Origin of the sequence: Marinomonas aquimarina, assembly GCF_900089755.1 — a bacterium.
Taxonomy (GTDB): domain Bacteria; phylum Pseudomonadota; class Gammaproteobacteria; order Pseudomonadales; family Marinomonadaceae; genus Marinomonas; species Marinomonas aquimarina.
Genome location: NZ_FLOC01000011.1, coordinates 99,206 through 118,936, shown reverse-complemented (window position 1 = coordinate 118,936; position 19,731 = coordinate 99,206). Strand labels below are relative to the sequence as shown.

Here is a 19,731-nt window from a genome sequence, read left to right as displayed (position 1 = left end):
TGGAATTTGGCTCAATTTAGATATAATCAAAGCTACTTAATCCCACTGCTAAGGTTGCCGCTCGCATCATGGAACCCAATCCGCTTTCTCAGATTTTTGATACGGTTAACTCTCTGACATTACTGGCTTTTTTCGGTTGCTGGTGGGGCTATGCATTTTATGCGCAGTACAATTCTAAGCGCCGTACCTGTTTGGTGAGCGTGTTGCACCAATTTCGTTTGGCATGGATGTCGCGGCTGTTACGTCGCGATAATCGCATTGCCGATGCCTCGGTAATGGCCAACTTAGAGCGCAGTAGTTTGTTTTTTGCTTCCAGTAGTTTGTTGATTATTGCGGGCTTGTTCACGGCTCTGAGCTATTCAGAGCAGGCCTTAAGCATTATCAATGACTTTGAATTTTTGACGCCTACTACCCAAACGGAATGGGAGTTGAAGATCATTGTGCTGGTGGTGATTTTTGTTTACGCCTTCTTCACTTTTACTTGGTCAGTGCGTCAATACAATTTTTGTTCGGTGTTGGTCGGCAGTGCACCGCTTGCGACCGAACGAGGTATCGAAGAAAGTGAGCGCGAGCTTTACGCCATGCACATGGCCAAAGTGTGTAGTTTGGCGGCTAACCAATTTAACTATGGCCTGCGTGCCTACTATTTTGCCATGGCATTCTCTGCTTGGTTCCTCGGGCCTTATTTTTGTATGGCAGCGAGCCTAATGGTGGTGGCGGTGTTGTATCGCCGTGAATTCCGTTCTAAAACTTTTAAAACTCTCAGTCGAGGACTGGTGATTAAATCCCATGCTTCCTAATTTTCCAAAACAAGTTTCCGATGATAATCCGCCTGTTAACCGAACCGTGCAGGTGGATGATCGCTTATATCAATATCTCATCCAACATTCGGTCAATGAGCCAGAGGTGCTCGAAGCGTTACGTCGCGAGACCGCGCAGTATCATATGGCGCGCATGGCGCTTTCCCCAGAAGTGGGGCAGTTTTTAGGGCTATTGATCGCCTTGCAAAACCCGAAGAAAGTGTTGGAAGTCGGAGTTTTTACGGGCTACAGCACGATCTCGATGGGCTTAAAACTGGCCAAAGATGCCAAGCTTCTGGCGTTTGATAAAAAGCAAATGTGGCTCGATATCGCCAATAAATACATCGAAATGGCCGGGCTTTCTGATCAAGTGGAAACCCGTTGTTGTGATGCCAAAGCGTCAATGGAAGAACTGCTGGTCGACCAAGCGGGTACTTTTGACTTCATCTTCGTTGATGCCGATAAAGCGAACTTGTTGGCTTACTATGACATGGGTAAGCAATTGCTGCGTCCAGGTGGCTGTATGGTGATTGATAATACCCTGTGGTGGGGGAATGTCGCGGATGAGGCGTTTGATGACAAAGACACACGTATTGTTAGAGCCTTGAATGACCGTGTGCATCAAGACTTGGAAGTGGATTCTAGCCTGCTGCCAATCGGCGATGGCTTCACAATTATTCATAAACGCTAATTTTTTGCCTTGAATTATTTTCCCATGCCTCCATATCGTTAAACATCATCAAGTTATGCGCGTTTGCGCGTGTGTTGTAACGAAGGAGCATGGGGAAACATGACAACTGAAACTCAAAAAGAAACCTTAGGATTTCAGACTGAAGTAAAACAACTGCTTCATTTAATGATCCACTCTTTGTACTCAAACAAAGAAATCTTTCTACGTGAGTTGATCTCAAACGCATCAGACGCTGTAGACAAACTACGTTTCGAGGCGGTATCTAACGCAGATCTATTGTCTGACGATCCAAATCTACGTGTACGCATTGGCTTTAATGCCGACGCTGGCACTATTAGTATCGATGACAATGGTATTGGTATGAGCCGTGACGAAGCGATCTCACACCTTGGTACCATTGCTAAGTCAGGTACAGCGCAATTCCTAGATCAGCTAAGTGGCGATCAGAAGAAAGACAGCCAGTTGATCGGTCAATTCGGTGTCGGCTTCTATTCTGCTTTCATCGTGGCTGACAAGGTTACTGTTGAAACACGCCGTGCTGGCAGTGACGAAGCGGTTCGTTGGGAGTCAGAAGGTACTGGCGAATTCACCATCGAAGCGATTGATAAAGAAACACGCGGTACACGTATCACGTTGCACCTGAAAGATGACGCTAAAGAGTTCGCTGATAACTGGCGTCTACGCTCACTTGTGTCTAAGTACTCTGATCACATCTCTATCCCGGTAGAAATGCTGAAAGTGCCAATGCCTGAGTACGATGAAGAAGGCAATGTCAAAGAGGTGAGTGATGCAGAACCAACTTGGGAAGCCGTGAACTCAGCGAAAGCACTTTGGACTCGTCCTCGCAACGAAGTCAGCGATGAAGAGTACAAAGAGTTCTACAAGCACGTGACTCACGATTACCAAGAGCCACTGAAGTGGTCTCATAATAAGGTAGAAGGTAAGCTGGAATACACCAGCCTGCTTTACATTCCTTCCAAGGTGCCACAGGATCTTTGGAACCGCGACATGTTGCGTGGTTTGAAACTATACGTTCAGCGCGTCTTTATTATGGATGATGCTGAAGCTTTCCTACCGCCATACATGCGTTTCGTGAAAGGTGTAGTGGATTCAAACGATCTATCGCTAAACGTGTCACGTGAGATCCTGCAGAATGACAATGCGGTCGACTCTATGCGTTCGGCATTGACTAAGCGTGTTTTGGACATGCTGTCGAAAATGGCGAAGAACGATGCTGAAACCTACCAGAAGTTCTGGGATGAGTTTGGTAACGTGCTAAAAGAAGGTCCAGCAGACGACTTTGGTAACAAAGACAAAATCGCTGAATTGCTGCGCTTTAGTACCACGCACACGGATAAAGCGGCGCAAACGGAGTCCCTAAAAGACTACGTTGAGCGTATGCCTGAAGGTCAAGATAAGATCTACTACATCTATGCTGAAAACCACAACACAGCGAAAAATAGCCCGCACCTAGAAGTGCTACGTAAGAAAGGCTACGAAGTGTTGCTACTAAGCGATCGCATCGACGAGTGGATGATGTCTTCACTGCGTGAGTTTGACGGTAAGTCATTCCAAGACGTCACTAAGGGCAAGCTAGACATCGAAGTAGAAGAGTCTGAAGAGCAGAAGAAAGAGAAAGAGCATAAGGCCGAACAAATGAAGCCTTTGCTGGATCGTATGAAGTCTGTTCTGGATGACAAAGTGACGTCGGTAAACAGCACTGACCGTTTAACGAACTCGCCAGCATGCCTAGTGGTAGGTGAGTTTGATATGGGTCTACAAATGCGTCGTTTGCTAGAGCAAGCGGGTCAACAATTGCCAGAATCTAAGCCATCATTGGAAGTGAACCCTGATCACCCAATCGTTCAGAAGATGGATGCAGAATCCGATGAAGATCGTTTTGCAGACATGGCTTGGCTATTGTACGAACAAGCGACCCTTGCAGAAGGTGGTCAACTGGATGACCCTGCAACGTTTGTCTCACGTATGAATAAGCTGATTGTTCAAATGTCGAACTAATCACTTATACAACGAAAGCCCAAGCCAAACGCTTGGGCTTTTTTATGTCTAAGTGTTGCGCTTAGATGGAAAATTCAAAGCAAAGACAAGGAGGTCTTATGCGAATTATCGTCTCCCTAGCCCTATTGTGGCTCGCGTCAACGGCTTTTGCTCAAACAGTACAGCTCGCTACTGTCTATGAGGATGAAGACGTTTCCGATTACTTAGTTAGTGAAAAGCTGGATGGTATTCGTGCCATTTGGGACGGTCATCAGCTGAGTACACGTCAAGGTCATCCGATTAACGCACCAGATTGGTTTACAGCAGGTTGGCCAAAGGTGTGGCTTGATGGTGAACTGTGGGCCGGAAGAGGGCGCTTTAACCATGTGCAGCGCACAGTATTAGACCAGCAGCCAAATAGCGCGCAGTGGCAAGCCATCCACTATATGGTGTTTGATGCTCCCAACCTTAAGCAGACCTTTGAGCAGCGCGCGATCAACTATCATGATTTGATCGCTGCGACTGATAGCGCAACGCTCAAACCAGTGTTGCAACAACGTTTGCCGAATTCCGATGCTCTATATGCCATGCTTGATCAAGTGGTAGCGCAGGGTGGTGAAGGCTTAATGCTGCATCATCGTGAGGCTTTGCTTAAGGGCGGGCGTAGTGATGCGTTGCTCAAGCTTAAGCCTTATCAAGATGCCGAAGCCAAAGTCATAGGCCATGCCAGTGGTAAAGGTAAGTACCAAGGTATGTTGGGAGCCTTGTTGGTGGAGCTTGCGAATGGCCGACAGTTTAAAATTGGCACGGGGTTCTCGGACGCTGAAAGAGCCGAGCCGCCAAAAGTGGGTGAGTATATTACCTTCCGCTATCAAGGGTTAACGGCGACTGGGTTACCTCGCTTTGCCAGCTACGTCCGAGTGCGCAAAGGTCCCTTTCAATTTAGAGAGCCTGAGTCTTAATGATCGAAGTGTATTGTTTACCCGGTACCATGTGTACCGAGCTGCTTTGGCAAGAGTTGTTCCCCTTTTTGCCAAAGCATATTGTTTTAAAACACGTTACTTTGCCAGTGGTGAGTAACCTGTCAGAGATGGTGTCGGTCATAATCTCACAACTGCCCGACCGCCCAGTGAATTTGCTAGGCTTTTCCCTTGGTGGCTATCTGGTGAGCGAGATTGCTCGTCTAGCACCAGAGCGTATTGAGCGCGCGATGGTGCTCTCAAACAGTGCCAGTGAGCTTCCTGAGACGGAAAAGCAGCAGCGTCAGCAAGCGCTTGAATGGGTGTTGAAATCAGGCTATCGAGGCATTCCTATGAAGAAAGCAAAGGCGATGCTATTGCCTGAGCATGCTGTGCAAGAGCGCCTGTTGCAGATTATTTTGGATATGGACGGTGCTTTGGGAGAAGCAGTGTTTGTGGCGCAATTACAAGCGACGCTTGAGCGGCGCAATAACGTCGCAGCGATTGAAGAGAGCGGCCGACCATGGCAAGTCTTGGCAGGGCTTGGGGATCAGTTTGTTAGTAGTGACGCACTCAAGCAAATCGCACAATTGAGCAACGTCTCGGTAAAGGTTGTTGCTCAAAGCGGTCACATGTTACCGCTTGAGCAACCAAAATGGGTAGCCAATAAGATGGCGAACTTTTTTGTCTAGTAGAGCGTTCGAGCTAGACGCAGAAAAGATCGTGCAGCTTCTGGATCAGTTCTTTGACGCGACTGTCAGCAATCGAGTAAAAAATGGTTTGCGAATCGCGTCGCGTCGCCACTAGGCCATCTTTGCGCAACACAGCTAAATGCTGTGAAAGAGCCGATTGGCTAAGCAACACTTTCTCGTTAAGTGAACCCACAGACAACTCGCCTTGAAGTAGGTTGCAAAGAATGATTAAGCGATTTTCATTGCTTAACGCTTTGAGAAAGCCTGAGGCTTCACTTGCGCGGTCTAACATTTCTGAGATAGTTAATTCTTTAGGCATGATGTGTAGTTCGAGTTGCTAGTTATTAGTATAGTGAGAATGAATATCAGTTTATATCAGATGCTCTTTTGAAAATAAATAATCCACATCGTTTGTGGATAAAACTGGGGGTATTTAGCGTAAAAACGACCTATTCGATAGGCTACCCTCAGTTTAGATTGCTTGGTTAAAAAAGCATCTATTTTAGATTGAATTTGGCCCAAACTGGCGCGTGGTCAGACGGTTTCTCCAAGCCACGAATATGGTAATCGATGCCTGTTTCCTCAAGGCTGTCTATCAATGCTGCACTGGCCAAAATGCCATCAATACGCAGGCCACGTTTCGGTGTGTCGTCAAAGCCCTTTGAGCGATAATCAAACCAGCTAAACAGCTCCTGTGAATTTGGGTGCTGATGGCGGTAAGTATCCGTTAAGCCCCAGCCAAGTAGGCGATCAAACCATTCACGTTCTTCTGGCAAGAAGCTACATTTGCCGGTACGTAGCCAGCGTTTCGCATTTTGTGGGCCAATGCCAATGTCCAAATCTTGTGGTGAAATGTTGAAGTCACCCATCACGATGATTTGCGCATCCGCTGGCTGAGCTTCTAGGTACGCCATCAAGTCCTGGTAGAACTTACGCTTGGCTGGGAACTTTGTTTCATGGTCACGATTCTCCCCTTGAGGGAAGTAGCCATTAATTACCTTTAATGGGCCTTTTTCCGTGGCAAAGGTGGCAATGATCATGCGGCGTTGAGCATCGTCTTCATCGTTAGGGAAGCCGTATTCCACTTCAATAGCTGGCGCTTTACTGAAAATGGCGACACCATAATGGGACTTCTGACCAAAGTAATAGGCGTGGTAGCCAACAGATTCAGGTATTTCATGGGGAAAGGCATCATCATGAACTTTGATTTCTTGTAGGCCAATGACATCAGGTTGTTGGGTGTTGACTAGCTCCTCGATCTGATGCGGACGAGCTCTTAATCCATTGATATTAAAGGAGACCACTTTCATGTTTATTGTTATTCCTGACCTGTTGTGAAATTTTACAAATGGTTACAGATTAATGTCGCATTGACAATATCTACATTCAACTTTATAGAACGGTTATTCAAAAAAGTTGTATTGAAAAATCCGATGTGGCCCCAATTGACAAAGCATATTTAAAGAAAAAGGCTTTACAGTGATGAACTATCAATATGATTTATTCGTGATTGGTGCTGGCTCCGGCGGTGTTCGTGCAAGCCGTGTCGCTGCCTCAAAAGGGTTTAAGGTAGGCGTGGCTGAGTTTCAAGCACTCGGCGGCACCTGTGTGAATATTGGTTGTGTGCCGAAAAAACTGTTTGTCTATGGGTCTGAATACAGTCACGTGGCTGAGCAAGCAAAAGGCTATGGTTGGGAATTTGCAAAACCAAGCTTTGATTGGGCAACGTTGCGAGACAACAAAAGCAAAGAGATTGAGCGTTTAAACGGCATCTATAAAAATCTGTTAGAGAACCCTGGCGTAACGATTCATCAAGGTTATGGTGAGCTGGTCGATGCGCACACTGTCAAAGTGGGTCACGAGTTGATCAGCGCCGAGCGTATTTTGATCGCGGTGGGTGCCAAACCATTTGTACCAGAGTTTCCAGGTAATGATTTGGTGCTGGTGTCGGATGATATGTTCTATTTAGAAGAACTACCAAAGTCCATTCTGGTCGTCGGTGGTGGTTATATCGCAGTGGAGTTCGCCGGTATCTGTCAGGGTCTTGGGGTCGAAACGACGCTTATGTATCGTGGCGATAAACTGCTACGCGGCTTTGATGAGGATGTGCGTGACTTTGCCAGCAACGAATATGCTCGTGCCGGTGTCAACGTTGAACTAAACAGCGATGTTGAAAAGATCGAATCCGTTGATGGTCAGAAACAAGTGACCTTAAAAGATGGTCGTGTGTTGATGTTTGACGAAGTTCTGTACGCCACCGGACGTGTGCCAAACACTGGCGCATTGAACTTGCAACAGGTTGGCATCGAAACAACGAAGAACGGTGCTATTGTGGTCAATGACCGTTACCAGAGCAGTGTTGAGTCTGTATACGCCATTGGTGATGTGACCGATCGAGTGCAATTGACGCCTGTTGCTATTAAAGAAGCCATGGCGCTGATTGGTTACTGGTTTGACGGCGTCGAGCCGAACTTTGACTACGATAACATTCCGACCGCCGTGTTCTCTCAGCCGCCGATTGGTACGGTGGGGTTGTCTGAGCAAGAAGCGGATCAGCGCGGCTTGGATATCGATGTCTATCAGACTGACTTCCGTGCCATGAAACATACACTTTCGGGGGCCCAAGAGCGTACCTTTATGAAGCTGATTGTGGATCGTGCCACGGATAGGGTGTTAGGCGCCCACATGGTGGGGGATTACGCGGGTGAAATCATTCAAGGTTTGGGAATCGCGCTAAAGGCTGGTGCCACCAAGGCGCATTTTGATAGTACCGTGGGGGTACACCCAACCAGTGCGGAAGAGTTTGTGACCTTTTCGGCGGGATCGTTGAAAAAGCGCTAAGCAAGTCATACAGTCTATAAGCCGCTTAATGTTCGATTAAGCGGCTTATTTTTTGGGAGAAGTAAACAGTATGAACCAATGGTTAGAGTCCCTAACGCCCATGGCGATTTGGCAACAGTTTCGCGTCTTGTGTGACATTCCGCGCCCATCTTTTCATGAGCAAGCGCTGCGCGATTACTTGTTCAATTGGGCTCAGCAATTGGGGATGACGCCTTATGTGGATCCGGCTGGTAACCTGATTATCTATAAAGCGGCCAGTGCCGGTATGGAAGACCGTGAAACCGTGGTCCTTCAGGGTCACCTAGATATGGTGGCACAGAAAGAGTCTGACTCTGCTCATAACTTTGAGACGGATCCTATTGAGACGTTTGAGCAAGATGGTTGGGTGCATGCTAAAGGGACCACTTTAGGCGCAGATAATGGCATTGGTGTGGCGGCGATTCTTGCGGTATTAGAAAGCCAAGAGCTTGCTCACGGTCCGTTAGAAGCGCTGTTTACCATTGAAGAAGAAACCAGTCTGCGTGGCGCGAGCCAATTGCAACAGGGTATTTTACAAGGCAAACGTTTACTCAACCTAGACTCTGAGGATCGCGGTGATGTGTACATTGGCTGTGCGGGTGGTATCGACATCAATGTTAGTCAGCGTTTTGCCTCTGAACTGAATAGTGAATTCGAGACGGCTCTGCGTGTCAGCATCATGGGGCTAAAAGGCGGTCACTCAGGGTTGGATATCCACAAAGGCCGAGCCAATGCCAATGTGTTATTAGTACGACTGCTGCAGCAATTGCAGTCACACGTGGCGTTTGGTGTTTCTGAGTTGATAGGTGGCACATTACGCAATGCCATTGCCCGAGACGCGACTGCCACCTTACAGATTGCCACCTCGGATCAAGCTTTGGTTGAAGCTTGGCTGTATCAACAAGGGCAGATTATTGCCAGCGAATTTGCCGATACTGATCCAAACCTAGTGCTGAAAATAGAGCCCGCTGCCAAGGCAGCACACCTAACAAGCAGCGCGCAAGCACAGCTGCTACAAGCGTTAATGTGTGCCCCTAATGGTGTGCACCGCATGTCGCCAACGTTAGAGGGGGTGGTGGAGACTTCCTGTAACCTCGGCGTGATACAACTACAGGATGACAATGACTCCATGGCGTTCTCGGGGTGTTTGTTGGTGCGCTCTTTGGTGGACAGCCAAACCCAATTTCTAGCCGCTGTTGCCAGTGCACCGTTTGAACTGATTGGCTGTGAGGTGTTACTCGAAAATGGCTATCCAGGCTGGAAGCCGGAACCTAATTCTAATTTATTGCAGCACTTTAATAGCGTACATCAGCAAGTTATGGGCTTTGCCCCAAGCGTTAAGGTGATACACGCAGGGCTAGAATGCGGCATTATCGGTGCAAAATACCCTGGTATGGAAATGGTCTCCTTTGGCCCCAATATTCGTGGTGCTCACTCACCGTCTGAGCGTTTGCAAATCAGCTCGGTCGCCGAGTTTTGGCAAATTCTTGTGACCTTGTTGGCGCAGACCCCAAAAACTCTGCAGTGCGAGAGCCCACATGAGTGAAACCTGTAGTGTCAGTCTGGATGGTCAAATTTATCCTGTCAGCCTAGGCGACAATTTATTATCTGCTTTACTGCGTCAGGGGGCCTTGGTGCCACACAGCTGTTTGGCAGGTGCTTGCGGTAGCTGTAAGCTTTATCAACCCCAAGGTGAGGCATTATTGGCTTGCCAGCAAAGTGTACAGCACTCTCTTACGTTACTCAGTAAACCCGCCGAGCGTTTTACTATTGCTCTTGATCGCTATGAGGTGACACCACTGTCAGATCAATGGTGCAAGGTAGCCGCCCATTGTTCCTTGAGTTTACCGCTTGGCGCTGTGTTTCGTTGGCAGCTGGATGAGCAAATTGGGCGCTCGGTTAGCTGCAGTACAACAGGGGACTTACTGACGTTTTATTTCCCCACACGCTTCGTTGAACAGTTGGCCGAGGTGCGCATTGAGCAAGGTGCACAGCGCGCTCAATTAGACATATCCGCTTCTCATTTGCTGTTGTATTCAGCGCACAATCAGGTGTTGGCGCAGGACTTTCAGGCATTGATGCGCCAAGCCGGGTTTGAGCAAAGCATTGTGACTTGCGTGATTGATATGAGCAGCAAGCCGACCGCGTTATCGTTTCAGCGCTTTGATAAGGCTCTTGTTTTGAATGATCAGCCAGCGGCTTTAGATGAGCTTGAGCAGTGGCTCAGCGACAGCCGTTGCCGCGTGGCCGAATTTACCTTTATGACACACTCAAATTAATGAAGATTTTACACACCTCCGACTGGCATTTAGGCCAGAGTTTTATGGGGAAAAGTCGTTTAGAAGAGCATCGACTTTTTATCAATTGGTTAGCCACAACAGTCACAGAGCAGCAGATTGGTGCGGTCATTTTGGCTGGGGATGTGTTCGATACTTCGACTCCGCCAAGTTATGCGCGAGAGCTGTATCACGACTGTGTGCTGCAGCTAAATAAGTTGAATTGCCAATTGATCGTGGTGGCTGGTAATCACGACTCCGTCAGTGTGCTAAATGAAAGTAAAAACCTGTTAGCGACACTGAACACCTATGTTGTGACGCAGCCTGCTTGGGACGAGGCCGAGCAGGCGGTAGTGCGATTAGTCGATGAGCAGGGGCAGTTAGCAGCGCTTGTGTGTGCCATCCCATTTTTGCGCGCGCGCGATATGGTGCGCTACGAAGTAGGGCAATCCGGCTCTGATAAACAGCTGCAGTTGGCGGAACAAATTCAGCGCTATTACCAACAACAGTATGACTGTGCTCAGTCTATGGCGGGCGATGTGCCCATCATTGGTACCGGGCACTTAACGATGGTGGGCGGTGAAAAGACAGAGTCGGTGCGCGACATTTACGTCGGCAGTCTAGAATCGTTGCCCCCGAGTTTATTACCTCCGTTTGACTATCTTGCCTTGGGACATATTCATAAACCTATGCCAGTGGGGGGCAATTCCCTGTGGCGTTATTCGGGCTCGCCGATGGCGATGAGTTTCGATGAAGCGAACAGCCCTAAAACGGTGTGTGTGTATGACACTGAGGCGCGACAAGTAGAGCGTATTGCCATTCCTGCATTTCGTCAGTTAATGGCGCTCACTGGGTCCCGCAATGAATTGCTTAAGCAGATCGAAGCACTAGATGATGAGCAAAATTTAGCGATTTGGCTGGATATTACGGTTAGCGAAGACATTAATTTAGGGCCTTTCCAAGAAAAGCTTGCTGAACTGTGTGAGGGGCGCAACATCGAAGTCGTGAAAGTGCAGCGTACGCGTAAGGCGGCCGGCCTGTTTGATGGCGGTGGTGAAACCTCCACCTTAGAAGACATCACTCCCGAAGAAGTGTTTGATCGTTTGTTAATGGAAAAAGAAATCGAAGCATCTCGTGCCAGCACCTTGAAGCAACTCTTTAACAGCATAGTGAATGATCAGGAGGATCAGCCGTGAAGATCTGTTCATTGCGCTTTGAAAACCTCAATTCCCTGAAAGGCAAGTGGTTTATCGACTTTGAAGTCGAGCCATTTAAGGATACAGGAATTTTTGCTATCACAGGGCCCACTGGGGCGGGTAAATCCACCTTGCTTGATGCCATTTGTTTGGCGCTTTACCACCAAACGCCCAGGGTCAATGTTTCCCAATCCGCCAATGATGTTATGACACGACATACCGGCTATTGCTCGGCAGAGGTGGTGTTTGAGGTAAAAGGAAAGCGTTATGTTTCCTCTTGGGAGCAAAAGCGTGCACGTAATAAAGCAGACGGTAACCTGCAGCCGATTCAATGCAGCTTAAGCCTGGATGATGGTAGGGTGCTAGCTGACAAAGTGGCCCAGAAACAAACCCAGATCGCGGACATAACGGGGCTCGATTTTGCCCGTTTTACTCGTTCTATGATGTTGGCGCAGGGGGGCTTTGCTGCCTTTTTAAATGCTAAAACCGATGAGCGTGCGGAGTTGCTAGAGGAGTTGACGGGCACGGAAGTGTACGCGGACATTTCCCGTCGTGTGTTTGAAAAACATCGTGAGCAAAAAGCGCACATTAAGCAACTTGAAGCAGTACAAGCCAGCCATAAGCTAATGGATGAAGACGCGTGGCAATCATTGCAGGCGCAAAAGTCCAGCGCGCAACAACGACAGCAAGTGTTAGAACGAAACGTACAAGCAGTGCAAAGTGTGTTTGATTGGCATCAGCAGTCTGAGCGCTTGGCGCAAAAGCTGACACTGCAGCAACATCAAGCAGAGCAGGCAAGCGAACATCTAGTAGCGATTGAGCCTGACAACCAGCGCCTGCAGCGATCTATAGAGGCACAGCGCATAGAGCCAGAATACCGCCAATGGCAAAGTGCTCAACAAACACTTCAAGCCTTACAGCAGCAAGAAACAGCGCTTCAGCAGGAGGGCTCTGATGCCGCTGAGCAGATGACGAACATCGAGGCGCAAGTATCGCAAGCGGATACGGCGCTGAACCAACAAAAAGCGCAACAACACGCTTTTGAGCAGGAGGCTGTTGATAAGTGGCTACCTCTGGAAGAGCAAATGGCCACTCTAGGTCATCGTATCAGCGAAGCCAATACGCGCCTTGAAGCCAGTCAAACGGCTCAGGCACAGCTGGCTCATGACCAGCAGCGCTTTGAGCTGCAAAAGGCTCAGGCTGAAACAGAGCGTCTGGACCATGAGGCGGCCTTGGCTCGTTGGAAAGACGGCGCAAAAGCACTGTCTTTGCGAGAAAAGTGGCAGTTGCAATCGCAAACCTTGGTCAGTCTTGAGCGTCAGCAACGTGAGTTAGATCATGCTACGCAGCAGGTTCAGCTGCAGCACAGTAAGGCCGCCGCACAACTGCAGCTGGAGTCAGAGGCCTTGTCACAGTTGCAAGAGCGCAAGCTGGACTTCGAACAGCAACTAGCGACTAAGCAGGCCGAGCTTGAACGCTTAGTCCAAGGTAAATCCTATCAAGCTTGGTTAGACGAGCTTGAGTCTCTTTCTGAGCAGCAAGTTCAGCAACAGGGGCAACTGCAGGCCGCGGAGCGTTATCAGCAACTGCTGTCATCTAAGGCTAGTCACTTGGCACAGCAAGCCGAATGGCAAGCAAGGCTGCAGCAGTTGGCAACGGATAAGTCTGGCATGGAGCAATCGTTGCAGTGTTTGGTGCAGCAAATTGAAGACATTCAACAGCGAATCAGCTTACAGCAACGTATTGCCATTTTAGAGCAGGAGCGTCAGCAGCTAGAAGCCGGCTGTCCCTGCCCCTTGTGTGGTGCAAAAGAGCACGACTTAGGCCTTGTGGAGAGCGTCGAGCAAGACCAAGAGCTAACACAGCGTTTAAATGCCTGTATCGCCGAGCAGGGACAAAGGCAGCAAGCGCTGCAAGCCAACTTGCAAGACATGGCGCAAATCACGGGGCGCCTAGAGGCCATGCAGCCTAACCTAAACGCCAATGATGCGGAAATAGTGGCCTTAGCAGAACGTTATCCCGCCTTGGCGCAAGCAGATTTTGATATCGAGCACTGCCAACAAGCGTTACTGGCGTTAAATCATAAGATTGAGCATTACAAACAAGCCAATCGCTATTATCAGGATATTGAGGAACAGCGTCGGACGTTGTCAGAGCAATTATCTCAGTTGGCACAGACGCTCCATAAGAAAGAAGCGTTGTGTCAGCAGATAGCGCAACAATTGCAGCAAATGGCGCAAAAACTATTGGATCATGAAGCTCAGGCAGGGCAACTGGTCACTGAGCAGAAAAGCGTATCTGAAACCTTGGTGCAATCGATTGCTGAGTTGGTGGCGGACCAGACATTACTGGCAAATGTCCCCCAAGATCTGTCTGTGATTGAACAGGCGCTGAATGCTTGGCACGCCGCTCAACAACAGACGCAAAAGCTTGAGCAAACCATCTCCGAGTGCTCATGGCACCTTGCGCAACTGAGCGAGAAAGCGCATGGCCTAACCGTGCAGCTAGAGTCAGAACAGGCTCAGCATCATCAGCTAACCCGCCAATTGAATGAGTTACAGCAGGCATATCAAGCAGGCCTCAAGGGGGAGACGGTGCAGCAGTGTCGTCAGCGCCTTAGCCAAGCGACTGAGCAGGCGCGCCAGGACAAAGAAGCGATTCTTGCGCGTCACTCTGAGCACAAGCTTGTTATGGCTCAGTTGCATACGCGTTTAGAGCAATTGGCGCTGCAATTAAAACAGGCGCAACAAGCGCTTGAGTCAATGCAGGACGGGTGGCGCAATGCGCTCTTGCTGCAGGGCTTAGCCAGTGTCGAGGATTGGCAAGCGGTGTTGTTGTCGCAAGCGGAGCAGTCACGTTTAGAGCAGCAGAAACAGGCGGCTGAGCATGCCCTGCAGCAAAGCCAAACCTTGGTCACTCAAACTAAGGCAGATGTGGCCGCGCATCAGGAAGCTTATGCGCAATTACCTGACATTGAAGCCTTTGCGAATAGGCAAGAGTTGGCGGATCGCTTAACTAATTTAAAGGAGAATCAGCAAGCCTTGCTGCTTGAGTTGGGGCAAATAGCAGAGCGTATGGCCGCAGAGCAGAGTAAACGCGAAGCAAACGAAGCCATGTTGCGACAGATTGCTGAGCAAAAAGCAGCGTTTGAATGGTTGGATGATTTGAATGGCTTGATCGGCTCTGCCGACGGGGCGCGCTTTAGACGTTATGCCCAAAGTGTGACGCTTGATCATTTGGTGTGGCTGGCAAATCGACATTTAGATACTTTGCATGGTCGCTATCAACTACAGCGTCAAAGAGGTGAGGGGTTGTTTTTAGAGGTCATTGATCGCTGGCAGGGGGATATTACTCGTGATACGAAAACCCTTTCAGGTGGCGAGTCTTTCTTGGTCAGCTTGGCATTGGCGGTATCCTTGTCGGAACTGGTGTCACATAAAACCTCTATTGATTCGTTATTCTTGGATGAGGGTTTTGGTACGTTAGACAGTGAAACCCTAGATGTTGCACTGGATGCCTTGGATCGTTTGAACAGTAGCGGAAAAACCATTGGCGTGATCAGCCACGTGGAAGCGCTTAAAGAGCGCATTCCAGTGCAATTGCAGGTCAGTAAGCATGCTGGCCTTGGGGTGTCGACGCTGGCCAGTGCGTTTCGGGGATAAAAAAGATGGGCCATTGTTGGGCATGACTTTTCCCCAGAAATGATAGTAAAACCTTGTAAATAAGCCGTAAAATAACATTAAAATCAGTTGGTTATAATCTTGGTTCAAATTGCGCACAAGTGCACTGTTAGGGCACAATGTCATGACAGTTTGTGATTTGTTTGCATAGAATTGCTTCATTTCTAGTCGTATGTTGTTAAAATAGCGTATTGCGTAAAGTATTGTATTTATAAGCGCTACAGCTTTGATTTAATTAAGGAAATTCTTTAGATGTCAGATAATGACTTTCGCCTCAAAGGGAGTGTAGTGACCACCGTGTTATTGGAGGTCAAATCCCCAAATCTGGAGCAGATTGAGTTGGGGCTAAAGGAAAAGATTGCTCAGGTTCCTCAGTTTTTTAATCAAGCGCCTCTAATTATCGACATCAGTCAATGTTCGCTTTCGTTGGCGCAATTTCAAGGCTTGATCAGCCTCTGCCGAGAATTAGGCTTGGCCGTCATTGGCTGGCGCGCCGCGGACGATGCGATTCCTGCTTGGCGTCAAGATTGCCAATTACCATTGTTGCCAAACGCCAATAGTCGTCAAATCAATATCAAGAGTGAAACGCCTGCTCCGGCAAAGGACCCCCATGTCGTGATTAAGACGGTGGTCGAAGAGCGTGAAGTCTCTCAACCAACCAAAATGATTACTAAACCGGTTCGTTCAGGACAGCAGATCTATTCATCAGGTGATTTGGTGGTGTTGTCGCAAGTCAGTGCTGGTGCAGAGGTGTTAGCGGAAGGTAATATTCACATTTATGGGGCCCTTCGAGGCCGGGCGCTAGCGGGAGTAAAAGGTGATACTTCGGCGCGTATATTTTGTAAAAACATGGAAGCGGAGCTGGTTGCCATTGCTGGTAATTTTATGCTCAGTGACGCTCTGCAAAAAATCATTTGGAAAGATGCCGCGCAAGTGCTATTAGTGGATGAAACATTGGAAATCGCCTCACTATAGGTTAGGGCAACGGCTAAAAGTATTAAGTTTCGGGGGATATATAGTTGGCTAAGATTATCGTCGTAACCTCAGGTAAAGGTGGGGTGGGTAAAACAACATCCAGTGCTGCAATTGGTACTGGTTTGGCAATGAAGGGTCACAAGACAGTTCTGATCGACTTCGATGTGGGCTTGCGTAACTTGGACTTGATCATGGGCTGTGAGCGTCGTGTGGTGTACGACTTCGTCAACGTGATCAATAAAGAAGCGACTTTGTCACAGGCCTTGATTAAAGACAAACGTACTAAAGATTTGTACATCCTGCCAGCGTCGCAAACACGCGATAAGGATGCCTTGACGCCGGAAGGTGTGGAAGAAGTACTGAATGAATTATCAAAGGACTTTGAATACATTGTCTGTGATTCGCCGGCCGGCATCGAGAGAGGTGCACAAATGGCACTGTACTTTGCCGATGTAGCCATCGTCACGACAAACCCAGAAGTGTCTTCTGTGCGCGACTCGGATCGTATTCTTGGCATCCTACAAAGCAAGAGTCGTCGTGCTGAACAAGGTCTGTCGCCGATTGAAGAGCATTTGTTGGTGACACGTTATAACCCAGAACGTGTATCTGAAGGTGAAATGCTAAGTGTGGCAGACGTTGAGGAAATCTTAGCGATCCCACTATTGGGCGTGATTCCTGAGTCTGAGGCGGTATTGAAAGCGTCAAACCAGGGTACACCGGTTATCCTTGATACACAGGCAGTAGCGGGTCAGGCATATGCCGACGCGGTAGAACGTCTGCTCGGTGAGCAGCGTCCATTGCGCTTTACCGATGTGCAAAAGAAAGGTTTTTTCAAGCGATTATTAGGAGGCTAACGTGGGAATTTTTGATTATTTCAAAAGTAAAAGTGAACCAAGTTCGGCGTCCGTAGCAAAAGATCGCTTGCAGATCATTGTTGCCCATGAGCGTAGCCGTCGAACTCAACCTGATTACCTAGAGCAAATGCAACAGGAAATCATTGCCGTGATTCGCAAGTACGTTCAGATTGAGAGCGATGACGTACAAATTCAATTAGAAAATACCGATGACTGTTCGGTACTTGAATTGAATGTGACCATTCCTGAAAAGAGCTAACCTGCTAGCCACTTAAATTGTTTGATTTAAGTGGCTTCTTTTTGCGATTAGCAATTATTCTCGCTTCCATAATTAATTGTTTAGCTAGTATCATGTCGCCTTCTTTATGAGTGGTAGACCTATGAAGTATCTAGTTTCATTGATATCAGCATCCGCATTTTTGTTGCTCGGTTGTCAGCCAGCAACACAAGTTTCAAATATAGATAGGGCCAAACCAACAGCCGCTGTTGATTTGCCTGTGTCCTTGGATCATCCTAAGGCAAAGCTGGGCAGTCAGCTGTTTTTTGATCCCAACCTTTCCGCTGACCGCAATCAGTCTTGTGCCAGTTGTCATGATATTTCCCGAGCCTTTACGGATGTCCGTCAAGATGCATTCAATGGCGCCGTTTCATTGGGTAGTGACAGTATTTCAGTGGGTGAGCGCAATGCGCCTTCAGCAGCTTATGCCGCGCTAACGCCGCCATTTCACCGGACCAAATACGGTGTCTTTCGTGGTGGTCAATTCCTAGATGGCCGAGCCAATGATTTAGCACAGCAAGCGGCCGGACCCTTTACCAACCCAGTCGAAATGCAAATGCCCAGTGAGTCCGCAGTGGTGGATCGTGTGATGGAGAATCCGGTCTACATGCAGCAGTTCAAACAGGTCTACGGTGCGAAAATCTTTGCTGATAAAGCGCGGGCGTTTCGTGCGGTGACGGATGCGATTGCGTATTTTGAACAGACTGAGTTGTTTTTAGCGTTTGATTCTAAGTACGACCGTGTGATGCGCGGAGAAGAGCGCTTCACCGCTGAAGAAGAGTTGGGTAGAACGCTGTTTTTCTCACAGCAGTTTACCAACTGTAATTCTTGTCACCAGTTGAATCCATCGCCGTTCTTCTCCCGTGAAACCTTTACCAACTATGAATACCGCAACATTGGTGTGCCTGTGAACCCAGATCTGGCGTTGAGCAGTCTGGATGAGGGGTTGTATGACAATCCCAAGGTGGTGGACCCGGCAGAGCGAGGCAAATTTAGAGTGCCTACCTTGCGTAATGTGGCGGTAACAGGGCCCTATATGCATAACGGTGCCTTTCAGGACTTACGTACTGTGATTCTATTCTATGACCAATACAATAATCCCATGCGTACCTTGAATCCTGAGACCGGTAAAGCTTGGGGTGAGCCAGAGGTAGCGGAAAATCTTGATACGCTCACCTTGACTCAAGCGCCAGCATTGAATGATCAGCGTGTGGACGCCTTGGTTGCCTTTTTAAAAACCCTAACGGACCAGCGTTACGAGCCTCTACTAGAGCAGCCCTAATAAGTCTCCTGCCTTCATATTGTTTCCCTATCCATGGCTAGACAAGCTGGTTGTCTAGCCATTACATTTTAAGAGTTAATCGAAAACTTAAGAGGGAACGCAGTTCATGAAATACAGTCAGTTAGGTCGAACTGGTATAGAAGTATCAAGAGTCTGTCTGGGTACCATGACTTGGGGTAAGCAAAATAGCCAAAAAGATGCCGACGAACAAATGGCGTTTGCTCTAGATCAGGGTGTGAACTTTATTGACACCGCAGAAATGTACGCCGTGCCGCCAACACCTGAGACTTACGGTAAAACGGAAGCCATCATTGGTGATTGGTTGTCGCGCAATGGGCAGCGTCGTGAAGAGATAGTGCTGGCCACAAAAATTGCTGGTAATGGTTTGTCTTGGGTGCGTGATGGTGGCGATGTTACCGGTGAGGCAATCGTTGCATCGATAGAAGCTTCTTTAGAGCGCCTGCAAACCGATTACATCGACTTGTATCAAATTCACTGGCCCAATCGTACCTCGCCGCATTTTGCTAAGCATTGGCCGGGGCGCTTAAATTTTTCAAATGTGGATAGCCAAGAGCAATCTAAGCAAATGCTGGAAATTTTGCAGGCTTTAGGTGAATGCGTCAAAGCGGGCAAAATTAAGCACTTTGGTCTGTCAAATGAAACGCCTTGGGGAATTAACGAATACCTTCGTTTAAGTGATAAGCACGACTTACCACGGGTGGCGTCGATTCAAAACGAGTTTAGTTTATTGCATGCCAAAGATTGGCCCTATCTGATTGAAAGCTGTGTGCGCGAAGATGTGGCGTATTTGCCATGGTCACCATTGGCGGCTGGTGCCTTATCCGGTAAATACATAGATGGTGCTCGTCCTGAGGGTAGTCGTTGGAGCTTTGCTCAGCGCAATGGCTTATTCCGTGATACAGGCGCTTCAAATGCGGCGATCAAGGCTTACAAAGAGCTTGCTGAGTCGTATGGCTTGACGGCGTCGCAAATGGCATTGGCTTGGGTGGATCAATTGGATGGCGTGACATCGACGATTATTGGTGCCACCAAAATGTCTCAGCTAAAAGAAGATATGAAAGCCTTTGATATGGGGTTAAATGACTCGTTGCAGGCTGATATTGCGGCAATCTTTAAGCAGTATCCTGTACCTTACTAAGTGTTACTTTGCTGCACTAGATAAGCATAAAAA

The 19,731-nt window shown here is 48.2% G+C and carries 17 protein-coding genes; 15 read left to right on the top strand and 2 right to left on the bottom strand.

Going from position 1 to position 19,731, the window contains the following annotated elements; genetic code table 11:
• Positions 1-68: 68 nt before the first annotated feature.
• The 5 genes from MAQ5080_RS10540 (at position 69) to MAQ5080_RS10520 (ending at position 5,140) form a co-directional block, all read left to right on the top strand.
• Positions 69-800 carry a DUF599 domain-containing protein gene (locus MAQ5080_RS10540; RefSeq protein WP_067209730.1) on the top strand — a complete coding sequence of 244 codons (732 nt, stop codon included), beginning with the start codon at positions 69-71 and terminating at the stop codon, positions 798-800.
• The gene (locus MAQ5080_RS10535; RefSeq protein WP_067209727.1) at positions 790-1,491 is read left to right on the top strand and encodes an O-methyltransferase; all 702 of its coding nucleotides are present in this window, start codon (positions 790-792) and stop codon (positions 1,489-1,491) included. Before MAQ5080_RS10540 ends, MAQ5080_RS10535 begins: the two co-directional genes overlap by 11 nt.
• 99 nt (positions 1,492-1,590) lie before the next feature.
• The gene (gene htpG / locus MAQ5080_RS10530; protein ID WP_067209724.1) at positions 1,591-3,510 is read left to right on the top strand and encodes a molecular chaperone HtpG; all 1,920 of its coding nucleotides are present in this window, start codon (positions 1,591-1,593) and stop codon (positions 3,508-3,510) included.
• A 98-nt stretch (positions 3,511-3,608) separates the two neighbouring features.
• Positions 3,609-4,451 (top strand): DNA ligase, encoded by an 843-nt coding sequence (locus tag MAQ5080_RS10525; protein WP_067209721.1) that lies wholly within the window; start codon positions 3,609-3,611, stop codon positions 4,449-4,451.
• Entirely contained in the window at positions 4,451-5,140 is a 690-nt protein-coding gene (locus tag MAQ5080_RS10520) for an alpha/beta fold hydrolase (RefSeq protein WP_067209718.1), read from the top strand. Before MAQ5080_RS10525 ends, MAQ5080_RS10520 begins: the two co-directional genes overlap by 1 nt.
• A 13-nt stretch (positions 5,141-5,153) precedes the next feature.
• Here MAQ5080_RS10520 and MAQ5080_RS10515 read toward each other — a convergent pair whose 3' ends face one another.
• Both MAQ5080_RS10515 and xthA read right to left on the bottom strand, forming a co-directional pair.
• Positions 5,154-5,459, bottom strand: coding sequence for an ArsR/SmtB family transcription factor (locus MAQ5080_RS10515; protein ID WP_067209715.1), 306 nt, complete (start codon positions 5,457-5,459; stop codon positions 5,154-5,156).
• Positions 5,460-5,637: 178 nt separating this feature from the next.
• Positions 5,638-6,450: an exodeoxyribonuclease III gene (xthA, locus tag MAQ5080_RS10510; protein WP_067209712.1), complete on the bottom strand. Its 813-nt coding sequence runs from the start codon at positions 6,448-6,450 to the stop codon at positions 5,638-5,640.
• Between the two features lie 172 nt (positions 6,451-6,622).
• Between xthA and gorA the strand changes: the two genes are divergently transcribed.
• The 10 genes from gorA (at position 6,623) to MAQ5080_RS10460 (ending at position 19,698) form a co-directional block, all read left to right on the top strand.
• Entirely contained in the window at positions 6,623-7,981 is a 1,359-nt protein-coding gene (gene gorA, locus MAQ5080_RS10505) for a glutathione-disulfide reductase (protein WP_067209709.1), read from the top strand.
• A 70-nt stretch (positions 7,982-8,051) separates the two neighbouring features.
• Positions 8,052-9,545, top strand: coding sequence for an aminoacyl-histidine dipeptidase (locus MAQ5080_RS10500; protein WP_067209705.1), 1,494 nt, complete (start codon positions 8,052-8,054; stop codon positions 9,543-9,545).
• A complete protein-coding gene (locus MAQ5080_RS10495) occupies positions 9,538-10,278 on the top strand; it encodes a 2Fe-2S iron-sulfur cluster binding domain-containing protein (protein WP_067209703.1) in 741 nt (246 codons plus the stop codon). The genes MAQ5080_RS10500 and MAQ5080_RS10495 overlap by 8 nt, the downstream gene beginning before the upstream one ends.
• Positions 10,278-11,471 (top strand): exonuclease SbcCD subunit D C-terminal domain-containing protein, encoded by a 1,194-nt coding sequence (locus MAQ5080_RS10490; RefSeq protein ID WP_067209700.1) that lies wholly within the window; start codon positions 10,278-10,280, stop codon positions 11,469-11,471. Before MAQ5080_RS10495 ends, MAQ5080_RS10490 begins: the two co-directional genes overlap by 1 nt.
• Positions 11,468-15,133 (top strand): AAA family ATPase, encoded by a 3,666-nt coding sequence (locus tag MAQ5080_RS10485; RefSeq protein WP_067209697.1) that lies wholly within the window; start codon positions 11,468-11,470, stop codon positions 15,131-15,133. The genes MAQ5080_RS10490 and MAQ5080_RS10485 overlap by 4 nt, the downstream gene beginning before the upstream one ends.
• Positions 15,134-15,403: 270 nt before the next feature.
• Positions 15,404-16,126, top strand: a complete 723-nt coding sequence (gene minC, locus MAQ5080_RS10480) for a septum site-determining protein MinC (protein WP_067209694.1) — start codon at positions 15,404-15,406, stop codon at positions 16,124-16,126.
• A 44-nt stretch (positions 16,127-16,170) separates the two neighbouring features.
• A complete protein-coding gene (gene minD, locus MAQ5080_RS10475) occupies positions 16,171-16,980 on the top strand; it encodes a septum site-determining protein MinD (protein ID WP_067209691.1) in 810 nt (269 codons plus the stop codon).
• Position 16,981: 1 nt separating this feature from the next.
• Entirely contained in the window at positions 16,982-17,239 is a 258-nt protein-coding gene (minE, locus tag MAQ5080_RS10470) for a cell division topological specificity factor MinE (protein WP_067209689.1), read from the top strand.
• Positions 17,240-17,477: 238 nt separating this feature from the next.
• The gene (locus MAQ5080_RS10465) at positions 17,478-18,539 is read left to right on the top strand and encodes a cytochrome-c peroxidase (protein WP_231870819.1); all 1,062 of its coding nucleotides are present in this window, start codon (positions 17,478-17,480) and stop codon (positions 18,537-18,539) included.
• Positions 18,540-18,645: 106 nt separating this feature from the next.
• Positions 18,646-19,698 carry an aldo/keto reductase gene (locus MAQ5080_RS10460; protein ID WP_067209683.1) on the top strand — a complete coding sequence of 351 codons (1,053 nt, stop codon included), beginning with the start codon at positions 18,646-18,648 and terminating at the stop codon, positions 19,696-19,698.
• The last annotated feature ends 33 nt before the right edge of the window (positions 19,699-19,731 follow it).